This window comes from Roseovarius tolerans (assembly GCF_900109855.1).
Lineage (GTDB): Bacteria > Pseudomonadota > Alphaproteobacteria > Rhodobacterales > Rhodobacteraceae > Roseovarius > Roseovarius tolerans.
Genome location: NZ_FOBO01000004.1, coordinates 39,541 through 57,750 on the forward strand (window position 1 = coordinate 39,541; position 18,210 = coordinate 57,750).

The 18,210-nt window shown below is 65.8% G+C and carries 14 protein-coding genes and 1 other RNA gene; 3 read left to right on the forward strand and 12 right to left on the reverse strand.

Annotated features, from left to right (window positions below):
* Window positions 1-14 precede the first annotated feature (14 nt).
* Together pgi and BMX04_RS04840 are read left to right on the forward strand one after the other, a co-directional pair.
* The gene (pgi, locus tag BMX04_RS04835) at window positions 15-1,595 is read left to right on the forward strand and encodes a glucose-6-phosphate isomerase (protein WP_074785251.1); all 1,581 of its coding nucleotides are present in this window, start codon (window positions 15-17) and stop codon (window positions 1,593-1,595) included.
* 439 nt (window positions 1,596-2,034) lie between these two features.
* Window positions 2,035-2,310, forward strand: coding sequence for a glycine zipper 2TM domain-containing protein (locus tag BMX04_RS04840; RefSeq protein ID WP_050662689.1), 276 nt, complete (start codon window positions 2,035-2,037; stop codon window positions 2,308-2,310).
* A 72-nt stretch (window positions 2,311-2,382) separates the two neighbouring features.
* On the opposite strand, the gene eno is transcribed toward BMX04_RS04840, so the two are convergent.
* The 8 genes from eno to BMX04_RS04880 form a co-directional block, all read right to left on the reverse strand.
* A complete protein-coding gene (eno, locus tag BMX04_RS04845) occupies window positions 2,383-3,657 on the reverse strand; it encodes a phosphopyruvate hydratase (protein WP_074785252.1) in 1,275 nt (424 codons plus the stop codon).
* Between the two features lie 85 nt (window positions 3,658-3,742).
* On the reverse strand, window positions 3,743-4,717 hold the full coding sequence (locus BMX04_RS04850; RefSeq protein ID WP_074785253.1) for a glutathione S-transferase family protein: 975 nt from the start codon (window positions 4,715-4,717) through the stop codon (window positions 3,743-3,745).
* 363 nt (window positions 4,718-5,080) lie between these two features.
* Window positions 5,081-7,324, reverse strand: coding sequence for a phosphoenolpyruvate--protein phosphotransferase (gene ptsP / locus BMX04_RS04855; RefSeq protein ID WP_050662921.1), 2,244 nt, complete (start codon window positions 7,322-7,324; stop codon window positions 5,081-5,083).
* A 67-nt stretch (window positions 7,325-7,391) separates the two neighbouring features.
* The gene (locus BMX04_RS04860) at window positions 7,392-8,630 is read right to left on the reverse strand and encodes an aspartate kinase (RefSeq protein ID WP_074785254.1); all 1,239 of its coding nucleotides are present in this window, start codon (window positions 8,628-8,630) and stop codon (window positions 7,392-7,394) included.
* Window positions 8,631-8,720: 90 nt separating this feature from the next.
* Window positions 8,721-10,256 carry a Ppx/GppA family phosphatase gene (locus BMX04_RS04865; RefSeq protein ID WP_050662919.1) on the reverse strand — a complete coding sequence of 512 codons (1,536 nt, stop codon included), beginning with the start codon at window positions 10,254-10,256 and terminating at the stop codon, window positions 8,721-8,723.
* A 50-nt stretch (window positions 10,257-10,306) separates the two neighbouring features.
* Window positions 10,307-12,481, reverse strand: a complete 2,175-nt coding sequence (locus tag BMX04_RS04870) for an RNA degradosome polyphosphate kinase (RefSeq protein WP_074785255.1) — start codon at window positions 12,479-12,481, stop codon at window positions 10,307-10,309.
* 49 nt (window positions 12,482-12,530) lie between these two features.
* Window positions 12,531-13,205, reverse strand: a complete 675-nt coding sequence (locus BMX04_RS04875; RefSeq protein ID WP_074785256.1) for a P-loop NTPase family protein — start codon at window positions 13,203-13,205, stop codon at window positions 12,531-12,533.
* Window positions 13,205-14,272, reverse strand: coding sequence for an AI-2E family transporter (locus BMX04_RS04880; protein WP_074785257.1), 1,068 nt, complete (start codon window positions 14,270-14,272; stop codon window positions 13,205-13,207). Before BMX04_RS04880 ends, BMX04_RS04875 begins: the two co-directional genes overlap by 1 nt.
* 150 nt (window positions 14,273-14,422) lie before the next feature.
* On the opposite strand from BMX04_RS04880, the gene proS reads away from it, so the two are divergent.
* Window positions 14,423-15,778 carry a proline--tRNA ligase gene (gene proS / locus BMX04_RS04885; RefSeq protein WP_074785258.1) on the forward strand — a complete coding sequence of 452 codons (1,356 nt, stop codon included), beginning with the start codon at window positions 14,423-14,425 and terminating at the stop codon, window positions 15,776-15,778.
* 17 nt (window positions 15,779-15,795) lie between these two features.
* Here proS and BMX04_RS04890 read toward each other — a convergent pair whose 3' ends face one another.
* From BMX04_RS04890 to BMX04_RS04905, 4 genes are all read right to left on the reverse strand, one after another.
* Window positions 15,796-16,302 carry a DUF2244 domain-containing protein gene (locus BMX04_RS04890; protein WP_074785259.1) on the reverse strand — a complete coding sequence of 169 codons (507 nt, stop codon included), beginning with the start codon at window positions 16,300-16,302 and terminating at the stop codon, window positions 15,796-15,798.
* A gap of 36 nt (window positions 16,303-16,338) precedes the next feature.
* An RNA gene (gene rnpB, locus BMX04_RS04895) (RNase P RNA component class A) lies at window positions 16,339-16,739 on the reverse strand.
* Between the two features lie 12 nt (window positions 16,740-16,751).
* Entirely contained in the window at window positions 16,752-17,471 is a 720-nt protein-coding gene (locus BMX04_RS04900; RefSeq protein ID WP_244888476.1) for an N-acetylmuramoyl-L-alanine amidase, read from the reverse strand.
* On the reverse strand, window positions 17,471-18,187 hold the full coding sequence (locus BMX04_RS04905) for a hypothetical protein (RefSeq protein WP_074785429.1): 717 nt from the start codon (window positions 18,185-18,187) through the stop codon (window positions 17,471-17,473). Before BMX04_RS04905 ends, BMX04_RS04900 begins: the two co-directional genes overlap by 1 nt.
* Between the last annotated feature and the right edge of the window lie 23 nt (window positions 18,188-18,210).

The window sequence follows — 18,210 nt, forward strand, 5'->3', positions numbered from 1 at the left end:
CAGGAGTGTGTGAAATGTGGACCGAGGTCGAGCGTGCGGCTGAGGCCGCAGCAGGGCGCAGTATTGCCGATTTGTTCGAGACGGCAGGCCGCGCCGAGGCGTTTTCCGTGCGCTTTGACGGGATGCTGCTGGATTATTCCAAGACCGCGCTCGATGAGGATGCGCGCGCCGCGCTGGTGCAGCTGGCCGGGGCGGCCGGGGTTGCGGCGCGCCGCGCGGCGATGTTCGACGGTGCACCGATCAATGAGACCGAGGGGCGCGCGGTCCTGCATAGCGCGCTGCGCAACCTCTCGGGCGGGGCGGTCATGGTCGAGGGCGAGGATATCATGCCCGGCATCCACGCCACCCGCGCCCGGATGGCCGCGTTTGCCGAAGAGATCCGGCAGGGGTCGATCACCGATGTGATCAATATCGGCATCGGCGGCTCGCATCTGGGCCCCGAGATGGCGGTGCGCGCGCTCGGCCCCTATCACGACGGGCCGCGCTGTCATTTCGTGTCGAACGTGGACGGGGCGGATATCGCCGACACGCTGCGCGGGCTCGATCCTGCGACCACTTTGGTGATCGTCGCCTCCAAGACCTTTACCACCATCGAGACGATGACCAATGCCGCCACCGCGCGGGCGTGGATGGAGCGCGCGGGCGTCGATCCGGGGCCGCAATTCGCCGCCGTGTCCTCGGCGCTGGAGAAGACCGCCGACTGGGGGATCGACCCGGCCCGTGTCTTTGGCTTTGGCGATTACGTGGGCGGGCGCTATTCGGTCTGGGGGCCGATCGGCCTCGCTGTGATGATCGCAATCGGGCCGGAGCGGTTCGAGGAATTCCTGACCGGGGCCGAGGCGATGGACCGGCATTTTCAGGACGCCGAACCGCTGGAGAACATGGCCGTGATGCTGGCGCTGGTCGGGCTGTGGCATCATCAGGGCATGGGATACGGCACCCGCGCCGTGCTGCCCTATGATCAGCGTCTGGCGCGGTTGCCCGCCTATCTGCAACAGCTGGAGATGGAGAGTAACGGCAAGCGGGTGCGCATGGATGGCGCGCCGCTCACACGCCCCTCGGGCCCCGTGGTCTGGGGTGAGCCGGGCACCAACGGGCAGCACGCGTTCTATCAGTTGATCCATCAGGGAACGGCAGTGGTGCCCTGCGAGTTTCTGGTGGCGGCAGAGGGGCATGAGCCGGATCTGGCGCATCATCACCGGCTGCTGGTGGCCAATTGTCTGGCGCAATCCGAGGCGCTGATGCGCGGGCGCGGGATCGACGAGGCGCGCGCGCTGATGCGCGAGGCGGGGTTTGCCGGGGCCGAGTTGGAGCGGCAGGCCGCACACCGCGTGTTTCCGGGCAACCGGCCCTCGGTGACGCTGGCCTATGACCGGCTGACGCCCCGGCGGCTGGGGCAGATCGTGGCGCTTTATGAACACCGGGTGTTTGTCGAGGGGGTGATCCTCGGGATCAATTCCTTCGATCAATGGGGGGTGGAATTGGGCAAGGTTCTGGCGGGCGAGATGGTGCCGCTGCTGGAGGGGAGCGACACCACCCGCAAGGACGGCTCAACCCGTCAACTGGTTCACTTCTGCAAATCATACACGGGCTGAGCCGCCTCCCCCCGGGAGTGGGGGCATTGATACCTCCGGGGGATTGGCGTGTCTCTGAACCATCAGAACTCGGAAACGTACACGCCACTGGGTCACACATGAGCGCACCGCACAGGTCTCGGCCCCGTTCCAAGCGCGTCATTTGGGATGCTGCGCGAGGCGGGCACCGCGACCCGTTCGGCGGCGCACATCAAGACTCACGTCTGGTGGGGGTGAGAGTTTCAGGACAGGGGAGATTTTTTTGCGCCGGCATGCATGAAGCTGGGTCATTGGGGAGGAGTGAGGTGAGGGGGGCTGACTCGGACCTTTGCCGAAGCCTTTTTGGGCGGCGATGGAACATGTGGGCGGGCGCGCGCGTTCCAACGTTGAGAGGTGGCGCGATGTGCCGCCCCGGTGGGTGCCGCAAGGGCCTGCCGTGCACCATAGAAAGGAGATCAGGATGAAACTTTGGATGCTACTCGCCGCAGGTCTGACCACGCTCGCACTCGGGGCCTGTGCGAACATGTCAACCGAGGGGCGCACAGTCGCCGGTGCCGCAGGCGGGGCCGCCGCAGGCCTGATCGCGGCGGAGGTGCTTGACGCCGATGACAATTGGCGAGTGATCTCGGCGCTCGGCGGGGCCGCTGCCGGGACGGTCGTGGCGCAGAACACGCAGAACGGCAATTGCGCCTATGCGCGCGGTGACGGCACCTATTACACCGCCCCCTGCCGCTGATATCGAGACGGATGACAGACACGGGCCGGGCTTTGAGAAAGCCCGGCCCGTTTTGCGTGCTGCAACGTTGGATCAGCGCAGGATTGAGCGGCCTGCGTAAATTGCGGTTTCGCCGAGCATTTCCTCGATCCGGATCAGCTGATTGTATTTTGCCAACCGGTCCGAGCGGGCGAGCGAGCCGGTCTTGATCTGCCCGCAATTGGTGGCGACAGCCAGATCGGCGATGGTGGCATCCTCGGTCTCGCCAGAGCGGTGCGACATGACATTGGTCATGCGCGCGCGATGCGCCATTTCGACCGCCTGAAGCGTCTCGGTGAGGGTGCCGATCTGGTTGACCTTGACCAGCATCGCGTTGGCCGCGCCTTTCTCGATACCCATGGTGAGGCGCGTGGGGTTGGTGACAAAGAGATCGTCGCCGACAAGTTGCACGCGGTCGCCGATCGCCTGCGTGAGGGCCACCCAGCCGTCCCAGTCATCCTCGGAACAGCCGTCCTCGATCGAGATGATCGGATAGTCGTTCACCAGGCTTTGCAGGTAGGCCACGTTCTCGTCGCTGGTGAGGCTGAGACCCTCGCCGCAGAACTCGTATTTGCCGCCCTTGAAATATTCGGTCGCGGCGCAATCGAGCGCGAGGCAGATGTCGTCACCCGGTGTGTAGCCCGCCTTTTCGATGGATTTCAGGATGAAGTCGAGCGCGTCGCGGGTCGAGGACAGGGCCGGGGCAAAGCCGCCCTCGTCGCCCACACCAGTCGCAAGGCCCGCCGCTGACAGTTCCTTCTTCAGGGTGTGGAACACCTCGGCGCCCATGCGCACCGCGTCGCGGATGTCGGAGGCGCTGACCGGCATGATCATGAATTCCTGTATGTCGATCGGGTTGTCGGCATGTTCGCCGCCATTGATGATGTTCATCATCGGCACCGGCAGGGTGCGGGCCGAGGTGCCGCCGACATAGCGATAGAGCGGCTGGCCGGAATAATCCGCCGCCGCCTTGGCGACCGCAAGGCTGACACCGAGGATCGCGTTCGCGCCGAGACGCCCCTTGTTGGGGGTGCCGTCGAGTTCGATCATCGTCATGTCGACCGCCACCTGCTCGGTGGCGTCCATGCCCAGAAGTTCCTCGGCGATCTCGCCGTTGACCGAGGCACAGGCCTCGAGCACGCCTTTGCCGAGATAGCGCGCGGCGTCGCCGTCGCGGCGTTCCACCGCCTCATGCGCGCCGGTCGAGGCCCCCGAGGGCACCGCCGCGCGACCCATGGTGCCATCTTCGAGCGTGACGTCCACCTCGACCGTGGGGTTGCCCCGGCTGTCGAGAATTTCGCGGGCATGGATGTCGATTATACTGCTCATGGGCGGGAATCCTTGGACCAAATTGCGTTGCACGTGCCTTAGCAAGTTTTCCCGGTTTTGCAAACGCGGCACGCGGGCGCCGCGATCAGCCGCGCCCGTGCGGTGCGTCGTAATCGGGGCGCGGGTTGATCGGGATGATCCGGTGCGGATTGATGGTGTCGTGGCTGTAATGGTAGTGGCGCACGATGTGGTCGAAATCCACCGTCTCGCGCACGCCGGGCCATTGATATAGCTCGCGGACATAGCCCCAGAGATTGGGGTAATCGACGATCCGGTGACGGTTGCATTTGAAATGCAGGTGATAGACCGGGTCGAAGCGGATGAGCGTTGTGAAGAGCCGCCAGTCGGCCTCGGTCAGCCGGTCGCCCATCAGGTAGCGGTTCTGCGACAGGCGCTCTTCCAGCCAGTCGAGGCTGTCGAAGAGCGGATGCACGGCGGCGTCATAGGCCTCTTGTGAGGTGGCGAAGCCGGATTTGTAGACGCCGTTGTTGACGGTGTCGTAGATGCGCTCGTTGACCGGCTCGATGGCGTCGCGCAGGTCTTTGGGCCAGTAGTCGTCGGTATTGCCGGTGATCCCGTCAAAGGCCGAGTTGAACATGCGGATGATCTCGGAGCTCTCATTGGAGACAATGGTCTCGCGCTCGGTGTCCCACAGGATCGGCACGGTCACGCGGCCGGAAATCTCGGGATCGGCCTTGAGATAGATGTCGCGGGCGAAGGGCAGGTCGTAGAGCCGGTCGCCGGTGGTGCCGGGAAAATCGGTACGGAATTCCCAGCCCTCGGACAGCATGTCGGGATGCACGACCGACACGTCGATGTGATCGGTCAGACCCTTGAGGCTGCGAAAGATCAGGGCGCGATGTGCCCAGGGGCAGGCATAGGCGACGTAAAGGTGATAGCGCCCGCTTTGTGCCTTGAAGCCGCCCTCGCCCGACGGGCCGGGGCTGCCATCCGGGGTGATCCAGTTGCGGAATTTCGCGGTGGAGCGGACGAATTTTCCGCCCGTCGATTTGGTGTCGTACCAGGTGTCGTGCCAGACGCCGTTGACCAGTTGGCCCATGGGGATGCCCTCCTTCTTTGAGGCGAAGGTAGGGTGGCAGGACGGCGGGGATAAGCCGTAGCACCGCGCAGGGGGCGTGCGGGGGTGCACAGGGGGGTGGGGGCGTCTGGAGAGGACCTTAGATTGAAGCACCTGCGCGGAACAAGGCCGAAGGCCGCCGCGCATCGACGGGCCGCCCCCCGGCACGGCGATTTGGCTGCAACGTGCTCTACGCTCTGATCTTTTTCGGGCTTGGCTGAGATAAAGCGCTACAAAACTGACGTTGGATCGCCGCACCGCGGCCCGTCGATGCGCGGCTTACTGCAACGATCGCTTCAGGCCACCCCCGCCCCACATCACGATCCACCACGCACCCACCAACCATCACAGCTTGCCGCGCAGATACTCCATCACGGCCGGGCGCACGCTTTGCGCGCCGACGCTGCGTTCGGCGTGGATCACGTCGCGCAATTCGCCAAGGTCGATGCGGCGCAACACGCTTTTGACCGGGCCGATGGAGGCCGGGCGCATGGAAAGCGTGCGAAAACCGATGGCGGCGAGACAGGCGGCCTCGACCGGACGGCCTGCGTCTTCGCCGCAGAAACTGAGCGGGGTGTCGAGCGTGGCGCAGCGATAGACGATGCCTTCGAGGAAGTTGAGAAAGCTTACGTTGAGCGTGTCGTAGCGGCGGCGGACGCGCTCGTTCTCGCGGTCAGCGGCGAAGAAGAACTGCTTGAGATCATTGCCGCCCACCGAGAGGAAATCGACCTCGGAATAAAAGCTGTCGGGCGCGAAGGCGAGCGAGGGCGTCTCCAACATCGCGCCCACCTCGATCACCTCGGGGATGGGGTGGCCGAGAATGCGCTCGCGCTCCAGTGCCTTGTCCATCTCGGCGCGGGCGGCGGTGAACTCGTCGCGCTGCGCCACGAAGGGGAACATGATCGTCAGCGGCCGTCCCCGCGCGGCGCGGATGAGGGCCTGAAGCTGCATGCGCATGACGCCGGGTTTATCCAGCCCCACCCGGATCGCGCGCCAGCCCATGGCGGGGTTCGGCTCGTCGGTGGCCTTCATGTAGGGCAGCACCTTGTCGGACCCGATATCGAGGGTGCGAAACACCACGCGCTGATCCTTGGCCGCGTCCATCACGCGGGCGTAAAGCTCCGACAGTTCGGCGCGCTTGGGCATGTGGTTGCGAATGAGAAATTGCAACTCGGTCCGAAAGAGGCCGACGCCCTCGGCCCCCGAGCTTTCGAGACTGGGCAGATCGGCCATCAGACCGGCATTCATCTTGAGCTTGATGTGCGCGCCGCAAAGCGTCTTGGCGGGTTTGTCGCGGATCGAGGCATAGCGCTCCTGCGCCTGTGCCTGCATCGCCATCTTGTCGCGAAACGCCGAGACGACCGAATCGTCGGGGCGCAGATGGGCGATGCCCTGATCGCCGTCGACCAGGATCAGATCGCCGTTGAGCGCCTCGGTGGTGACGCGGGCGGCATGAATGATCAGCGGAATGGCGAGCGCGCGGGCGACGATGGCGGCATGAGAGCCGACCGCGCCTTCCTCGAGCACGATCCCCTTGAGTGCGCGCCCGTAATCCAGAAGCTCGGCGGGGCCGATATTGCGCGCCACGAGGATCGGGTCGGCGGGCATTTCCGCGCCGGTCTCGTGGCCCTGTCCGGTGAGGATGCGCAGCAGGCGATTGCTGAGATCGTCGAGATCGTGGAGGCGTTCGCGCAGGTAGGCGTCGCTGACCTGGCTCATCCGGGCGCGGGCGGCGGATTGTTCCTTTTCGACGGCGGCCTCGGCCGAGAGGCCACTGTCTATGTTGCCCTCCATCCGGCGCATCCAGCCCTTGGAATTGGCGAACATGCGATAGGCTTCGAGCACGTCGAGATGTTCTTTTTCGCCGCCCTTGGCGGAGCTGAGCATGCGGTCGACGCCGACGCGCAGCGCCTCGACCGCCTCGTGCAGGCGTTCCAACTCGCGGGCGGGGTCTTCGGCGATGGGGTTGGTGACGACGACGCGCGGTTCGTGCAGCCAGACATGACCCTGCGCCGCACCTTCCTGTCCGCAGCTGCCGCGAAAGAGCACCGCCTGGCTGTGGCGCGCCGACATCGCCGCGCCCTCGCCGACGAAGGCCCCGAGTTCGGCCATTTCGGCAAGCACCATGGCCACCACTTCGAGCGCGTAGATTTCCTCATCGGAGAACAGCCGCGCCTGTTTCGATTGGACCACCAGAACGCCCAGTTTCTCGCCGAGCCGTTGCACCGGCACGCCCGCGAAAGAGGAATAGGCCTCTTCACCGGTCTCGGGCATGAAGCGAAAGCCCTTGGCGGCGGGGGCATTGTCGGTGTTGATCACCTCGCCCGAGCGCGCGACGCGACCGACCAGACCTTCGCCGAGCTTCATCCGGGTCTGGTGCACGGCCTCGGCCTTGAGGCCTTCGGTGGCGCAGAGTTCAAGCGTGTCCTCGTCGCGAAAGAGATAGATCGAGCACACCTCGGTGTGCATCTCCTCGGCGATCAGCCGGGTGATCTGGTCGAGCCGGGTCTGCCCGCCCGCATCCTCGGCCATGACCGCGCGCAGGCGGCCCAGCATCTGGCGGCTGTCGGTCTTGAAGCTGTCGCTCATGGGTGGCGGTCCCCCGGGCTCGTTTCAGGGCTGGCCCGCCCGGTGCGCCGGTTATCCGCGCGCAGACTCAGGCCGATTTGTCCAACTCGAAGGCATCATGCAGCGCCTGAACCGCGAGTTCCATGTATTTCCGGTCGATCAGAACGGAAATCTTGATCTCGGAGGTTGCGATGACCTTTATGTTCACACCTTCATCACTGAGCGTCTTGAACATCTTGGCAGCGACGCCCGACTGGCTGCGCATGCCGATGCCCACGGCAGAGACCTTGGCGACGTCGGTGTCGGCAATCAGGTCATGATAGTTGATCTGACCCGAGTCCTTGGCCGCCAGAAGCGCCTTTTCGGCGCGTTTGACCTGATCTGTGGGGCAGGAGAAGGTCATGTCGGTGCGGCCCTCCTCGGAGATGTTCTGCACGATCATGTCCACGTTGATCCCGGCCTCGGATAGTGGGCCGAAGATGGCCGCCGCGATGCCGGGCCGGTCGGCCACGGAGACGAGGGTCATCTTTGCCTCGTCCCGGGAATAGGCGATGCCGCTTACGACGTTCGATTCCATGATTTCCTCCTCGGCGCAGACAAGCGTGCCGGCCTCATCCGATTGTTCCTCGAAACTACTGAGCACGCGCAGTTTCACGTTATAGCGCATGGCCAGTTCGACCGAGCGGGTTTGCAGCACCTTGGCCCCGAGCGAGGCCAGTTCGAGCATTTCCTCGAAGGCGATCCGGTCGAGTTTACGGGCCTTTGAGGCGATGCGCGGGTCGGTGGTGTAGACGCCGTCCACATCCGTGTAGATGTCGCAGCGCTCGGCGTTGAAGGCCGCGGCAAAGGCTACGGCGGTGGTGTCGGAGCCGCCCCGCCCGAGCGTGGTGATGCGGCCCTCGGGGCTGATGCCCTGAAAGCCCGCGACCACGGCGACGCGCATGCCCTCATTGAACTTGGCGGTGATGTTCTCGGGCGGGATATCCTCGATCCGGGCGGAAGAATGCGACGAGTTGGTCTTGAGCGGCACTTGCCAGCCCTGCCAGCTGCGCGCGGGCACGTCCATTTCCTGCAAGGTCAGCGCCATCAGCCCGGCGGTCACGTTCTCGCCGGAACTGACCACGGCGTCGTATTCGCGCGCGTCATAGAGAGGTGAAATTTCGCCCACCCAGTTCACCAGCTCGTTGGTCTTGCCGGACATGGCCGAGACGATAACGATCACGTCATAGCCCTTGGCGACCTCGACGCCGATGCGTTTGGCGGCGCGCCGGATGCGGTCGATATTGGCGACGGACGTGCCGCCGAATTTCATCACGAGAACGGGCATGCGCACTGTCCTGAGCCGTTTTTACCGGGCGGGGTTTACGCGGCGGCGCGAGGCGGCGCAAGAGGGCAGGTGACGCAGGGGCGCGCGCGCTCAGCGCACCACGGCCTCGGCCCCCAGGGCCGAGGCAAGTGCGGCGAAGCGCGACCGCGCCACTTCGCCGTAGAGCGGGGCGGCCTCGTCCGAGAGGCGCAGTTCGAGCACCTTTTTCTTGGGGAACCAGCGCAACTCGCCCAGGCGGGCGTTCTTTTTCAGCCAGAGCATCGCGGCGAAGCGCATCGCCTTGCCGACGATTTCGGCGTCATCCTTGTCCTTCTCGGAAATCAGGCTGTCGAGATCGGAAAACCGGCTGTTGTCGCGCTTGTTGGAATAGCGGTGCAGCAGGGCAAGGCCGAGGAACACGCGCTCGGAATGCTTGAGCCCGCCGAGGTTGGCGCGGGTGGCGTTGTCGAAACAGACCTCGCCGCGGTAATCGGGATGGGCGCGCCAGCTGACATCGTGCAAGAGGCAGGCGGCGCGGATCAGGCGGCGGCGTTCGGGGCTGGCGGATTTGAAGAGCGGCAGCAGGAAGTGATAGATCACCTTGCCGAAGCCCGGCAGGCGAGCGTCCTTGTGCTCGGCGAAGCGGCAAGCCTCGATCAGCGGGTCGCGGTCGCGCAGGAGTTGCGGCATCTGTTCGTAGAGCAGCCCTTCGCGGATGCCGTAGCTGGAGACGGCGATGTCGCGCGGCTTGAAGGTCTTGAGCACCTCGCGCAGCACCTCGGCCGCGAGTGGGACGAGGGCGATCCGGCTTGATGAGACGCCGGACGCGTTGCGCAGCGTGTCGAGATCGGTTTTCTCGATATGCTTGATCGTGGCGCGCAGGTCGGCGGGGCGCATGCGGTATTCGTGCAGCACGTGCAGCGGATAGCCACGCCGGGCCATGTCGATCTTGGCAATCGCGCGCCAGGAGCCGCCGACGAGAAAGAGCCGGTTGCGCTGTTCGCCGAGTTCCTTCTGCATGGCGGCGAGCGTCTTCTGGATGTGCGTCTTGCGGGCCTTCTTGCCGCCCTTGAGATCGGCCAGCTTGAAGGGCCCGAGCGGCGAGGAGATGCGCGCGCCGACGGTGCCGCCGTCGATTGCCGCGAGTTCCATCGACGAGCCGCCGATATCGCACACCAGACCGTAGGACCCGGGCCAGCCCAGAAGCACGCCCTGCGCCGAAAGCCGCGCCTCTTCGCGCCCGTCGATGACCCAGAGCTTGAGGCCGGTCTCGCGCTCGACCTCGGCGCAGAAATCGGCGCCGTCCTCGGCGTCGCGCACCGCTGCCGTGGCCACGGTCACCAGCGGGCCGGTATCCATGCCATTGGCCAGCATCTGGAAGCGGCGCAGGGCCTCGACCGCGCGCTTGCGTCCTTCGGGGTTGAGCCGCCCGGTTTCAGTCATGCCGGAGCCGAGGGCGCACATGATCTTTTCGTTGTAGAAATAGGCCGGGCTGCGCGCCGCGCCGTCAAACACCACGAGGCGGACGGAGTTGGAGCCCACATCGACCACGCCCACCCGGCTGAGCGCACGGGCTGTGTCGCTATCGAAGAGCGGGCGGCCGAAAGGCCCGCCATCGGGTTCCGCAGGATCGTTGGTGCCGTCCATATCCGTCCCAGTCTCGTGCGCCCCCTCTATGCGTCAGGGGCGCGCGCGGGTCAATCACCGGTATGGGTGAGTTTCGGCACATCCGACGCGCCCGCCGAGCCACGGCCCGACAGCGACGGGTTCTCCATGAAGAAGCGGTGGCAGTTGAAGGCGAATTCGCCTTCGGGCTTGACCATGCGTGAAAAGGTGCCGTCCGGTGCCATCACCCAGCTTTGGGCGACATCGGCCATGTTGGCGGCCATCACCTGGCTGACGATCTGTGCCTTGACGGTGGGGTTTTCGATCTCGACCAGCGTTTCCACACGGCGGTTGAGGTTGCGCCCCATCCAGTCGGCGGAGGAGATGAAGACCCGCGCCTTCTTGGAGGGCAGCCCCGCGCCGTTGCCGTAACAAACGATGCGCGAATGCTCCAGAAAGCGCCCGACAATGGATTTGACGCGGATGTTCGAGGACAGGCCCTTGATGCCGGGGCGCAGCCCGCAGATGCCGCGCACCACGAGGTCGATCTTGACCCCGGCCTCGGAGGCGGCATAGAGCGCGTCGATCACATCCGGCTCGATCAGCGAATTCATCTTGGCCCAGATCGCTGCCGGACGTCCGGCGCGGGCGTGCTCGGCTTCCTTGCCGATCAGGTCGATCAGGCGGGGTTTGAGCGTGGTGGGCGAGATCGCCAGGTTTTCGAGGCTGTCGGGCTGCGCGTAGCCCGAGAGGTAGTTGAAGACCTTGGTGGCGTCCCGTCCGAGGGTGGCGTCGCAGGTGAAAAAGCTGAGATCGGTGTAAATCCGCGCCGTGATCGGGTGATAGTTGCCGGTGCCGTAATGGGTATAGGTGACGAGGTTGTCGCCCTCGCGGCGGACCACGGTGGAAATCTTGGCATGGGTCTTGAGGTCGAGAAAGCCGTAGACCACATGCGCGCCCGCGCGCTCCAGTCGCCGGGATTGCCGGATATTCGCGGCCTCGTCGAAGCGGGCCTTGAGTTCCACCAGCGCGGTGACGGATTTGCCGTCCTCGGCCGCCTCGCACAGCGCCTCGACGATGGGCGAGTTGCGCGAGGTGCGGTAGAGCGTCTGCTTGATCGCCACCACGTCCGGGTCGCGCGCCGCCTGTTGCAGGAAGCGCACCACCATGTCGAAGGTCTCGTAGGGGTGGTGCAGCAGCATGTCCTTTTGCCGGATCGCGGCGAACATGTCGCCGTCATGATCCTGCACCCGTTCGGGCACGCGCGGCGTGAAGGAGGGCCACAGCAGGTCGGGCCGGGCGTCGAGCACCAGTTCCTTGAGATCGGCGAGACCGATCATGCCCTCGACCTCGACGACCTCGTCGGGGATGACGTGCAATTCCTCCATGATGACCGCGCGCAGGGCCACTGGCGCCCCGGCGGAGATCTTCATGCGGACAACCTCGCCCCGGCGGCGGCGTTTCAGCGCCACCTCGAATTCGCGCACGAGGTCTTCGGCCTCGTCCTCGACCTCGAGATCGCTGTCGCGCAATACGCGGAAGGCGCAGTGCCCCTTGTACCTGTAGCCGGGAAAGAGGCTGGAGAGATGCAGGAGCAGCAATTCCTCGAGCGGCAGCACGCGGAATTCGCCTTCGGGGGCGGGCAGGGCGACGAACCGGTCGATCTGCTGCGGGATCGGCAGCAGCGCCTGCAGCGGGCGCTTGTCGGACTTGCGTTCAAGCTGCAATGCCAGGCTGTAGCCGAGGTTGGGAATGAACGGGAACGGATGCGCCGGGTCGATGGCCAGTGGCGAGAGCACCGGAAAGACCTTGTGTAGAAACACGTCGGCCAGCACGTCCTTGTCGGCGTCGCTGAGCGAGGTGTGATCGAGAATCGCGATGTTCTCGGCCTCCATCTCGACGCGCAACGCCTCGTAGGTGTCTTGCTGCGACTCGAGCAGGCCGCGCGCGTTGTCGTTGATCAGCACCAGTTGCTCGGCGGGGGTGAGCCCGTCGGCTGCGGGCGTCGTGTTTCCCGCCTTGGCCAGTTCGCGGAGGCCCGCGACGCGCACGTTGTAGAATTCGTCGAGGTTGGTCGCGGAAATCGACAGGAAGCGCAGCCGTTCCAGCAGCGGCACGCGGGGGTTTTGCGCCTCTTCCAGAACGCGCCAGTTGAAGCCCAGCCAGCTGAGTTCGCGGTTGAAGAAACGACCGGGGCCGGTGACGTCGAGATCGGGCAGGTCGACCGGTTCGGGCGCGGGGGATTTGAGAAAATCTGCGTTTGTCATGGCGGCCTTATGGCTTTGGCATGTAACGGTTGGGTGACGCAGGGTGGCGCTATTCGCCGGGATTGTCCAGCACCCGTGCGGCAAGGCTGCGGGTGATCGCGCGACCCTGGGCCAGCGCGGCCCGGTCGAGCGCCTCGACGGTCTCACGGGCGGCGTCGAAGGACCGTTCGATGCGGCGGGCGAGATAGGGGATGGTGTCGGGGCTGGGGCTGAGCTGGCGGTCGGCAAAGAGCTTCATCAGCACCGCCGAGAGCAGCGCGTCGTCGGGCGCGCGCAGCTCGGTGAGCAGCGTGCCCTGCATGCGGCTGGCCAGGTCGGGCAGGGTCAGGCCCCACAGGTGCGGCGCGGTGCGGGCGGTGACAAGCAGCGTGTGACCTTCGGCCAATGTCAGGTTGTGCAGGTGAAAGAGCGCGTCTTCGGCGGCGCGGTCACCGGCGATCAGATGGGCATCTTCGACCGCGACGGGGCCTTGGGCGAGGGTGGGGATATCGGCGTCGGGCAGATCCTGCGCGGCGATGATGTGCGCGCCCGAAAGCGCGGCCCAGACATGGGTGAGGTGGGTCTTGCCCGCGCCTGCGGGGCCGGCGAGGATCAGCTTGCGCGAGGGCCAGCCCTGCCAGCCCTCGATCATCGCCACGGCTTCGGCATTGGCGGGGGAGACGAAGAAATCCTCGCGCCCCAGCGCCGGGCGCATGGGCAGATCGAAGCTCAGCTGTTGGGCCATCACTCGTCGCCCTGGCTGTCGAGTCCGCGATAGAGGCGGCTGTCCTTGTACTGGTCGAGCACGAACCGGGTGATCACCCCGAGCGAGGCCGCCACCGGCACCGCCACCAGCATGCCGACAAAGCCGAAGAGCGTGCCGAAGGCCGACAGCGCGAAGATCAGCCAGACCGGGTGCAGCCCGACCGAGGAGCCGACCAGCTTGGGGGTGAGGAAATTGCCCTCGATCACCTGACCGGAGACGAAGATCGCAGCCACAAGGCCGATGCTGACCCAGTCGCCCCAGAACTGAAAGAGCGCGAGGCCAAGCGCCAGCGCGCCACCGAGGATCGCACCGACATAGGGAATGAAGGTCACCAGCCCGGCCAGCGCCCCCACCACAAGGCCGAATTGCAGCCCGACCAGCATCAGCGCCACCGCGTAATAGGTGCCGAGGATCAGGCAGACCGTGCCCATGCCGCGGATGAAGCTGGCGAGCGTGGCGTCGATCCGGCCCGCGAGGCGGCGGATCACCGGGGCATGATCGCGCGGCAGCAGATCGTCGATCTTCGCGATCATGCGGTCCCAGTCATAGAGCAGATAGACCGCCACGACGGGGGCCACGACCAGCAGCACCACGATGTTGAGCAGCGAGGCGGCGGAGCTGAGCGCGGTTTGCAACACCTCTCCGCCCCGGTCGCGGATCGTCTCGCCAAAGGACGTGAGCGTCTGATGCGCGGCCGAGCCGGGATCGAACAGCGACGGGACATGCGTGCTCAGAAAGTCCCGAAGGTCGCGGGCCAGTTGCGGCGCGGTCTCGAAGAGGGCGATGGCCTGGTTGACCAGCGTCGGGATCACCAGCAGCAGGGCAAGGGTAAAGATCAGAATGGCCACCAGCGTGATCACCACGACCGCCGCCATACGGCTCAGCCCCATCCGCTCCAGCCGGTCGGCGACGGGATCGAGGAAATAGGCCAGCGCCCCGCCGATCACGAAGGGCAGGATCACGTTGCCCAGAAACCACAGCAGCAGGATGAACACCGCCGTGGCGATGCCCCAGTATTTCGCCTGTTCCCTGACCGGCAATGCCATGATGCGTGCTCCTGCTCGTCGCGCACTATGTCACCTCTGGGCGGGCGGGTTTCAAGGGGAAAGGCGCGTGCGCGCAGTGCTGGCTTGCTCCGTTCTGCGATCTCGCCTAGAACCGGCGACGATCCGGACCCAACCCATGAAGGCCCTAACATGCGTCTCAGCCGATATTTTCTGCCCGTCCTCAAGGAAACGCCCTCGGAGGCGCAGATCGCCAGTCACCGCCTGATGCTGCGGGCGGGGATGATCAAGCAGGCGACTGCCGGGATCTATTCCTGGCTGCCCTTGGGCTTCAAGGTGTTGCGCAAGCTGGAAAACATCGTCCACGAAGAGCAGGTGCGCGCGGGCCATGTGCCGATGCTGATGCCGACGCTGCAATCGGCGGACTTGTGGCGCGAGAGCGGACGTTATGACGATTACGGTGCCGAGATGCTGCGCATCACCGACCGGCACGGGCGCGACATGCTCTACGGCCCCACCAACGAAGAGCTGATCACCGACATCTTCCGCGCACATGTGGGCAGTTACAAGGATCTGCCGCTGACGCTCTACCATATCCAGTGGAAATTCCGTGACGAGGTGCGGCCGCGCTTTGGCGTGATGCGCGGCCGCGAGTTCTTCATGAAGGACGGCTATAATTTCGACCTGACGAAAGAGGACGCGCTGCACGCTTATAACCGCCACATGGTCAGCTACCTGCGCACCTATGAGCGGATGGGCCTTCAGGCCATTCCGATGCGCGCCGATAGTGGCCCGATCGGTGGCGACGACACGCATGAATTTCTGGTGCTGGCCGAAACCGGCGAGTCGGAGGTGTTCTATGACAGTGCGATCACCGATCTGAAGCTGGGCGAGCGCGTTGTCGATTACGACAGCCGCGCCGAGTGTGAGGACATCGTCACCGAGTGGACGACGCCCTATGCCCGCACCGACGAGACCCATGACGAGGCGAAATTCAACGCCATACCCGAGGATCGTCGCCGCTCCAGCCGGGGCATCGAGGTGGGGCAGATCTTTTATTTCGGCACCAAGTATTCCGAGCCGATGGGCGCCACGGTGCAGGGCCCCGACGGCAAGCCCGTGCCGGTGCACATGGGCAGCCACGGCATCGGGGTGAGCCGTCTGGTGGGTGCGATCATCGAGGCGAGCCATGATGACAAGGGCATCATCTGGCCCGAGGGCGTCACGCCGTTCCATGCTGGGATCGTCAATCTCAAGCAGGGCGACAGTGAGGCGGATGCCGCCTGCGAGGCGCTTTATGCGTCGCTCACGGCGCTTGGGCTGGAGCCGCTTTACGATGACCGCGACGAGCGCGCGGGCGGCAAGTTCGCGACGATGGACCTGATCGGTCTGCCGTGGCGGATCACGGTGGGTCCGCGCGGCCTCAAGAACGGGGTGGTGGAACTGACCAGCCGTCGCACCGGCGAGAGCGAGGAACTGCCGCCCGAAGCGGCGGTGGAGAAGCTGGCGCAGATCTACGCGGGCCATGTGCTGCGGCCTGCGTTCTGAACGATAGCGCGGCGCGCCTATCCCGCCATTGGGGCGGGCGGGCGTAGCGCATCGCTCAACTCGCCATAAAGCGCCTTGCGCTCGTCCTCGGACAGGAAGGCGCCGATTTCGACCTCGCGGTCGCTGCCCTTGAGGGTGATGTAATGCTCGACCGGGCCGCCCTTGGGGTGCATCTGCACCCGCGCCCAGTAGCGGTTGCAGTCCCATTCCTGCACGTCGCCGCGCGGATTGGTCCGCGTCAGGTGCACCTCGTCCGGTGAAATGACCAGCTCCTCGGTCACGCGCGCGCTGCGATAGCTGTGCTCCAGCGCCCACCAGATGCCGCCCACAGCCGCCAGTATGAAGGGCAACAACCCCCAGAGCACCACCGTCCCCAGAAGCGGATAAAGCGGGATGGTGATCAGCGTGAAGGTTCCCAGCACGAACGCGGCAAAGCCCCGGCGCGGCAGCGACCGGTGCGGCCAGAGCGAAAGGCTGATATCTCGGTCTGCCCCGCGCGGCGGGGTGCTCCATTCATACGGCATGACCCGTTTGTAGCCCTTGGATGGAAAATGAAAAGGGTGCGCGGAGGGCCTGTAAGCCGGATTCTGTCCAGGGGTTGCCCCCTTGGATGACCATTCATCTGGACGCGTGGTTGCCCGCGCGCCTCAAGCTGCCAACCCGGACCGCCGGGCCAAGACGTGCCTGCGGGCGGTTTCGGTTGCCCGACCGGTCCCCGCGTGCGGTCCCTATTTGGCATTGCTCCCGGTGGGGCTTGCCGTGCCGGTCCGGTTGCCCGTCCCGCGGTGGGCTCTTACCCCACCGTTTCACCCTTACCCGGCCACAAAGGTCGGGCGGTCTGTTTTCTGTGGCGCTTTCCCTCGGGTTTCCCCGGCCGGGCGTTACCCGGCACCGTTGTCTTGTGGAGTCCGGACTTTCCTCGACGCCCCTTGCGGGGTGCCGCGGCCATCCGACCCTCCGCGCGAGGTTCGACTTAGGCGGTCGCGGCGTCCCGGTCAACGGGGAAGCGACGGGCGAGATCGGCGATCATCGCGCAATCCTCGGGGTCAAGCGGCCCGGTGGCCTGGGGACGAAAGCGCAGGCGGACGGCGCGCAGGATGTCGTCGGCCGTTACGTCGTCGCGCAAGGCATAGCCGAAGCGCTCGGCGTTGTGCAAGAACTCCGCCTCCGAGACGCGGCCCTGCGCAGGCACCTCGGGCCAGACCGAGAGCCCCGACCGCGCCAGCCCGCGCCAGTCAAAGCGCGGCCCCGGATCGGATTTGCGGGCGGGGGCCATGTCGGAATGGGCGATGACGCGCGCGGGCGCGATCTGCCAGCGCGGCATGATGCCCGCCATGAGCCGTTCCAGCGCCGCCATTTGCGGGGCGGGAAAGGGATGCGCGCCGGTATTGGCCAACTCGATGCCGATGGAGCGGGAATTGACGTCGCTGACATTGCCCCATTGCCCGGCCCCGGCATGCCAGGCGCGCATCTCTTCCTCGACCATGCACCAGATGCGGCCCCGCTCGCTGATCAGGTAGTGTGCGGAGACCTCGGCCCCCGCATCACAGAGCCTGTCGAGCGCCGCCTCGGGGGTCGTCATCGCGGTGTAATGCAGCACGATCATGTCGGGCGTGGCACCATTCCGGCGCGGCCCGACATTGGGTGAGGGGTGGGGGATCACCGCAAGCTGCGCGTCGGCGCAGCCGCGCATCAGCCGCCGACCGCGGTCTGGAACGGGCTCGGATCCCAGCCGCAGGCATAGCCGTCGCCATCGGGATCAAGCCCGAGGCGGTCACGGTCCGGCCCGCCCCGGCGCAGAAAGTCGATCTGTGCCTGATCCGAGGACGGGTATTGCGCGCAGTTGCGGCGGAACTTGCTTTCGGCGTTGAAGCCGCCGCGACTATAGAGCCGGGTGCCCACCGGGTGGCGGTTGGCCAGCGCGTAGGCCACGATATTGGGGCCGACATCGCCGGGGCGGGCGCCGATCGCTTCGGGCTGAATGACCTGATATTGCTCGCGGTTGCGGGCGATGCGGGCGGCGTCCTCCTCGATGGAGCGCTCCGAGCCGACGGCGTCGAAATCGTTTTCCTGCGAAATACCTGCGGAATTGAGCACCGGGGGCGGGTTCGACGGGCTGGCCTGCAGCGGCGCCTCGCCGGAATTGGATGCGGCGAGCGCGGCTTCGGTTTCCGCCGCGAGACGCTCTGCCTCGCTGCCCCCGGTCGCCTGCCCGGTGGCGTCGAGCGGCTCGGACGAGACCGCATCGGGCGCGGGCAGGGCATTGCCCGCAAGCGCCGCCTCGCGCGCCGCTTTCTCGCGCTGATAGTCGCTGTAATCCTCAAAGCCGACGCCCGCGCCGCTTTCGGGGATCGCCGGGGCACAGGCCCCGAGCGCCAACATCGTCACCACTGCAACTGCGATCCGCATCATTTTTATCCTGCCATGTGCCC

Bases quoted from the DNA above. Each gene is read 5' to 3' on its own strand.
- pgi (WP_074785251.1), top strand. From the start codon at position 15: ATGTGGACCGAGGTCGAGCGTGCGGCTGAGGCCGCAGCAGGGCGCAGT.
- BMX04_RS04840 (WP_050662689.1), top strand. From the start codon at position 2,035: ATGAAACTTTGGATGCTACTCGCCGCAGGTCTGACCACGCTCGCACTC.
- eno (WP_074785252.1), bottom strand. From the start codon at position 3,657: ATGAGCAGTATAATCGACATCCATGCCCGCGAAATTCTCGACAGCCGG.
- BMX04_RS04850 (WP_074785253.1), bottom strand. From the start codon at position 4,717: ATGGGCCAACTGGTCAACGGCGTCTGGCACGACACCTGGTACGACACC.
- ptsP (WP_050662921.1), bottom strand. From the start codon at position 7,324: ATGAGCGACAGCTTCAAGACCGACAGCCGCCAGATGCTGGGCCGCCTG.
- BMX04_RS04860 (WP_074785254.1), bottom strand. From the start codon at position 8,630: ATGCCCGTTCTCGTGATGAAATTCGGCGGCACGTCCGTCGCCAATATC.
- BMX04_RS04865 (WP_050662919.1), bottom strand. From the start codon at position 10,256: ATGGACGGCACCAACGATCCTGCGGAACCCGATGGCGGGCCTTTCGGC.
- BMX04_RS04870 (WP_074785255.1), bottom strand. From the start codon at position 12,481: ATGACAAACGCAGATTTTCTCAAATCCCCCGCGCCCGAACCGGTCGAC.
- BMX04_RS04875 (WP_074785256.1), bottom strand. From the start codon at position 13,205: ATGGCCCAACAGCTGAGCTTCGATCTGCCCATGCGCCCGGCGCTGGGG.
- BMX04_RS04880 (WP_074785257.1), bottom strand. From the start codon at position 14,272: ATGGCATTGCCGGTCAGGGAACAGGCGAAATACTGGGGCATCGCCACG.
- proS (WP_074785258.1), top strand. From the start codon at position 14,423: ATGCGTCTCAGCCGATATTTTCTGCCCGTCCTCAAGGAAACGCCCTCG.
- BMX04_RS04890 (WP_074785259.1), bottom strand. From the start codon at position 16,302: ATGCCGTATGAATGGAGCACCCCGCCGCGCGGGGCAGACCGAGATATC.
- BMX04_RS04900 (WP_244888476.1), bottom strand. From the start codon at position 17,471: ATGCGCGGCTGCGCCGACGCGCAGCTTGCGGTGATCCCCCACCCCTCA.
- BMX04_RS04905 (WP_074785429.1), bottom strand. From the start codon at position 18,187: ATGCGGATCGCAGTTGCAGTGGTGACGATGTTGGCGCTCGGGGCCTGT.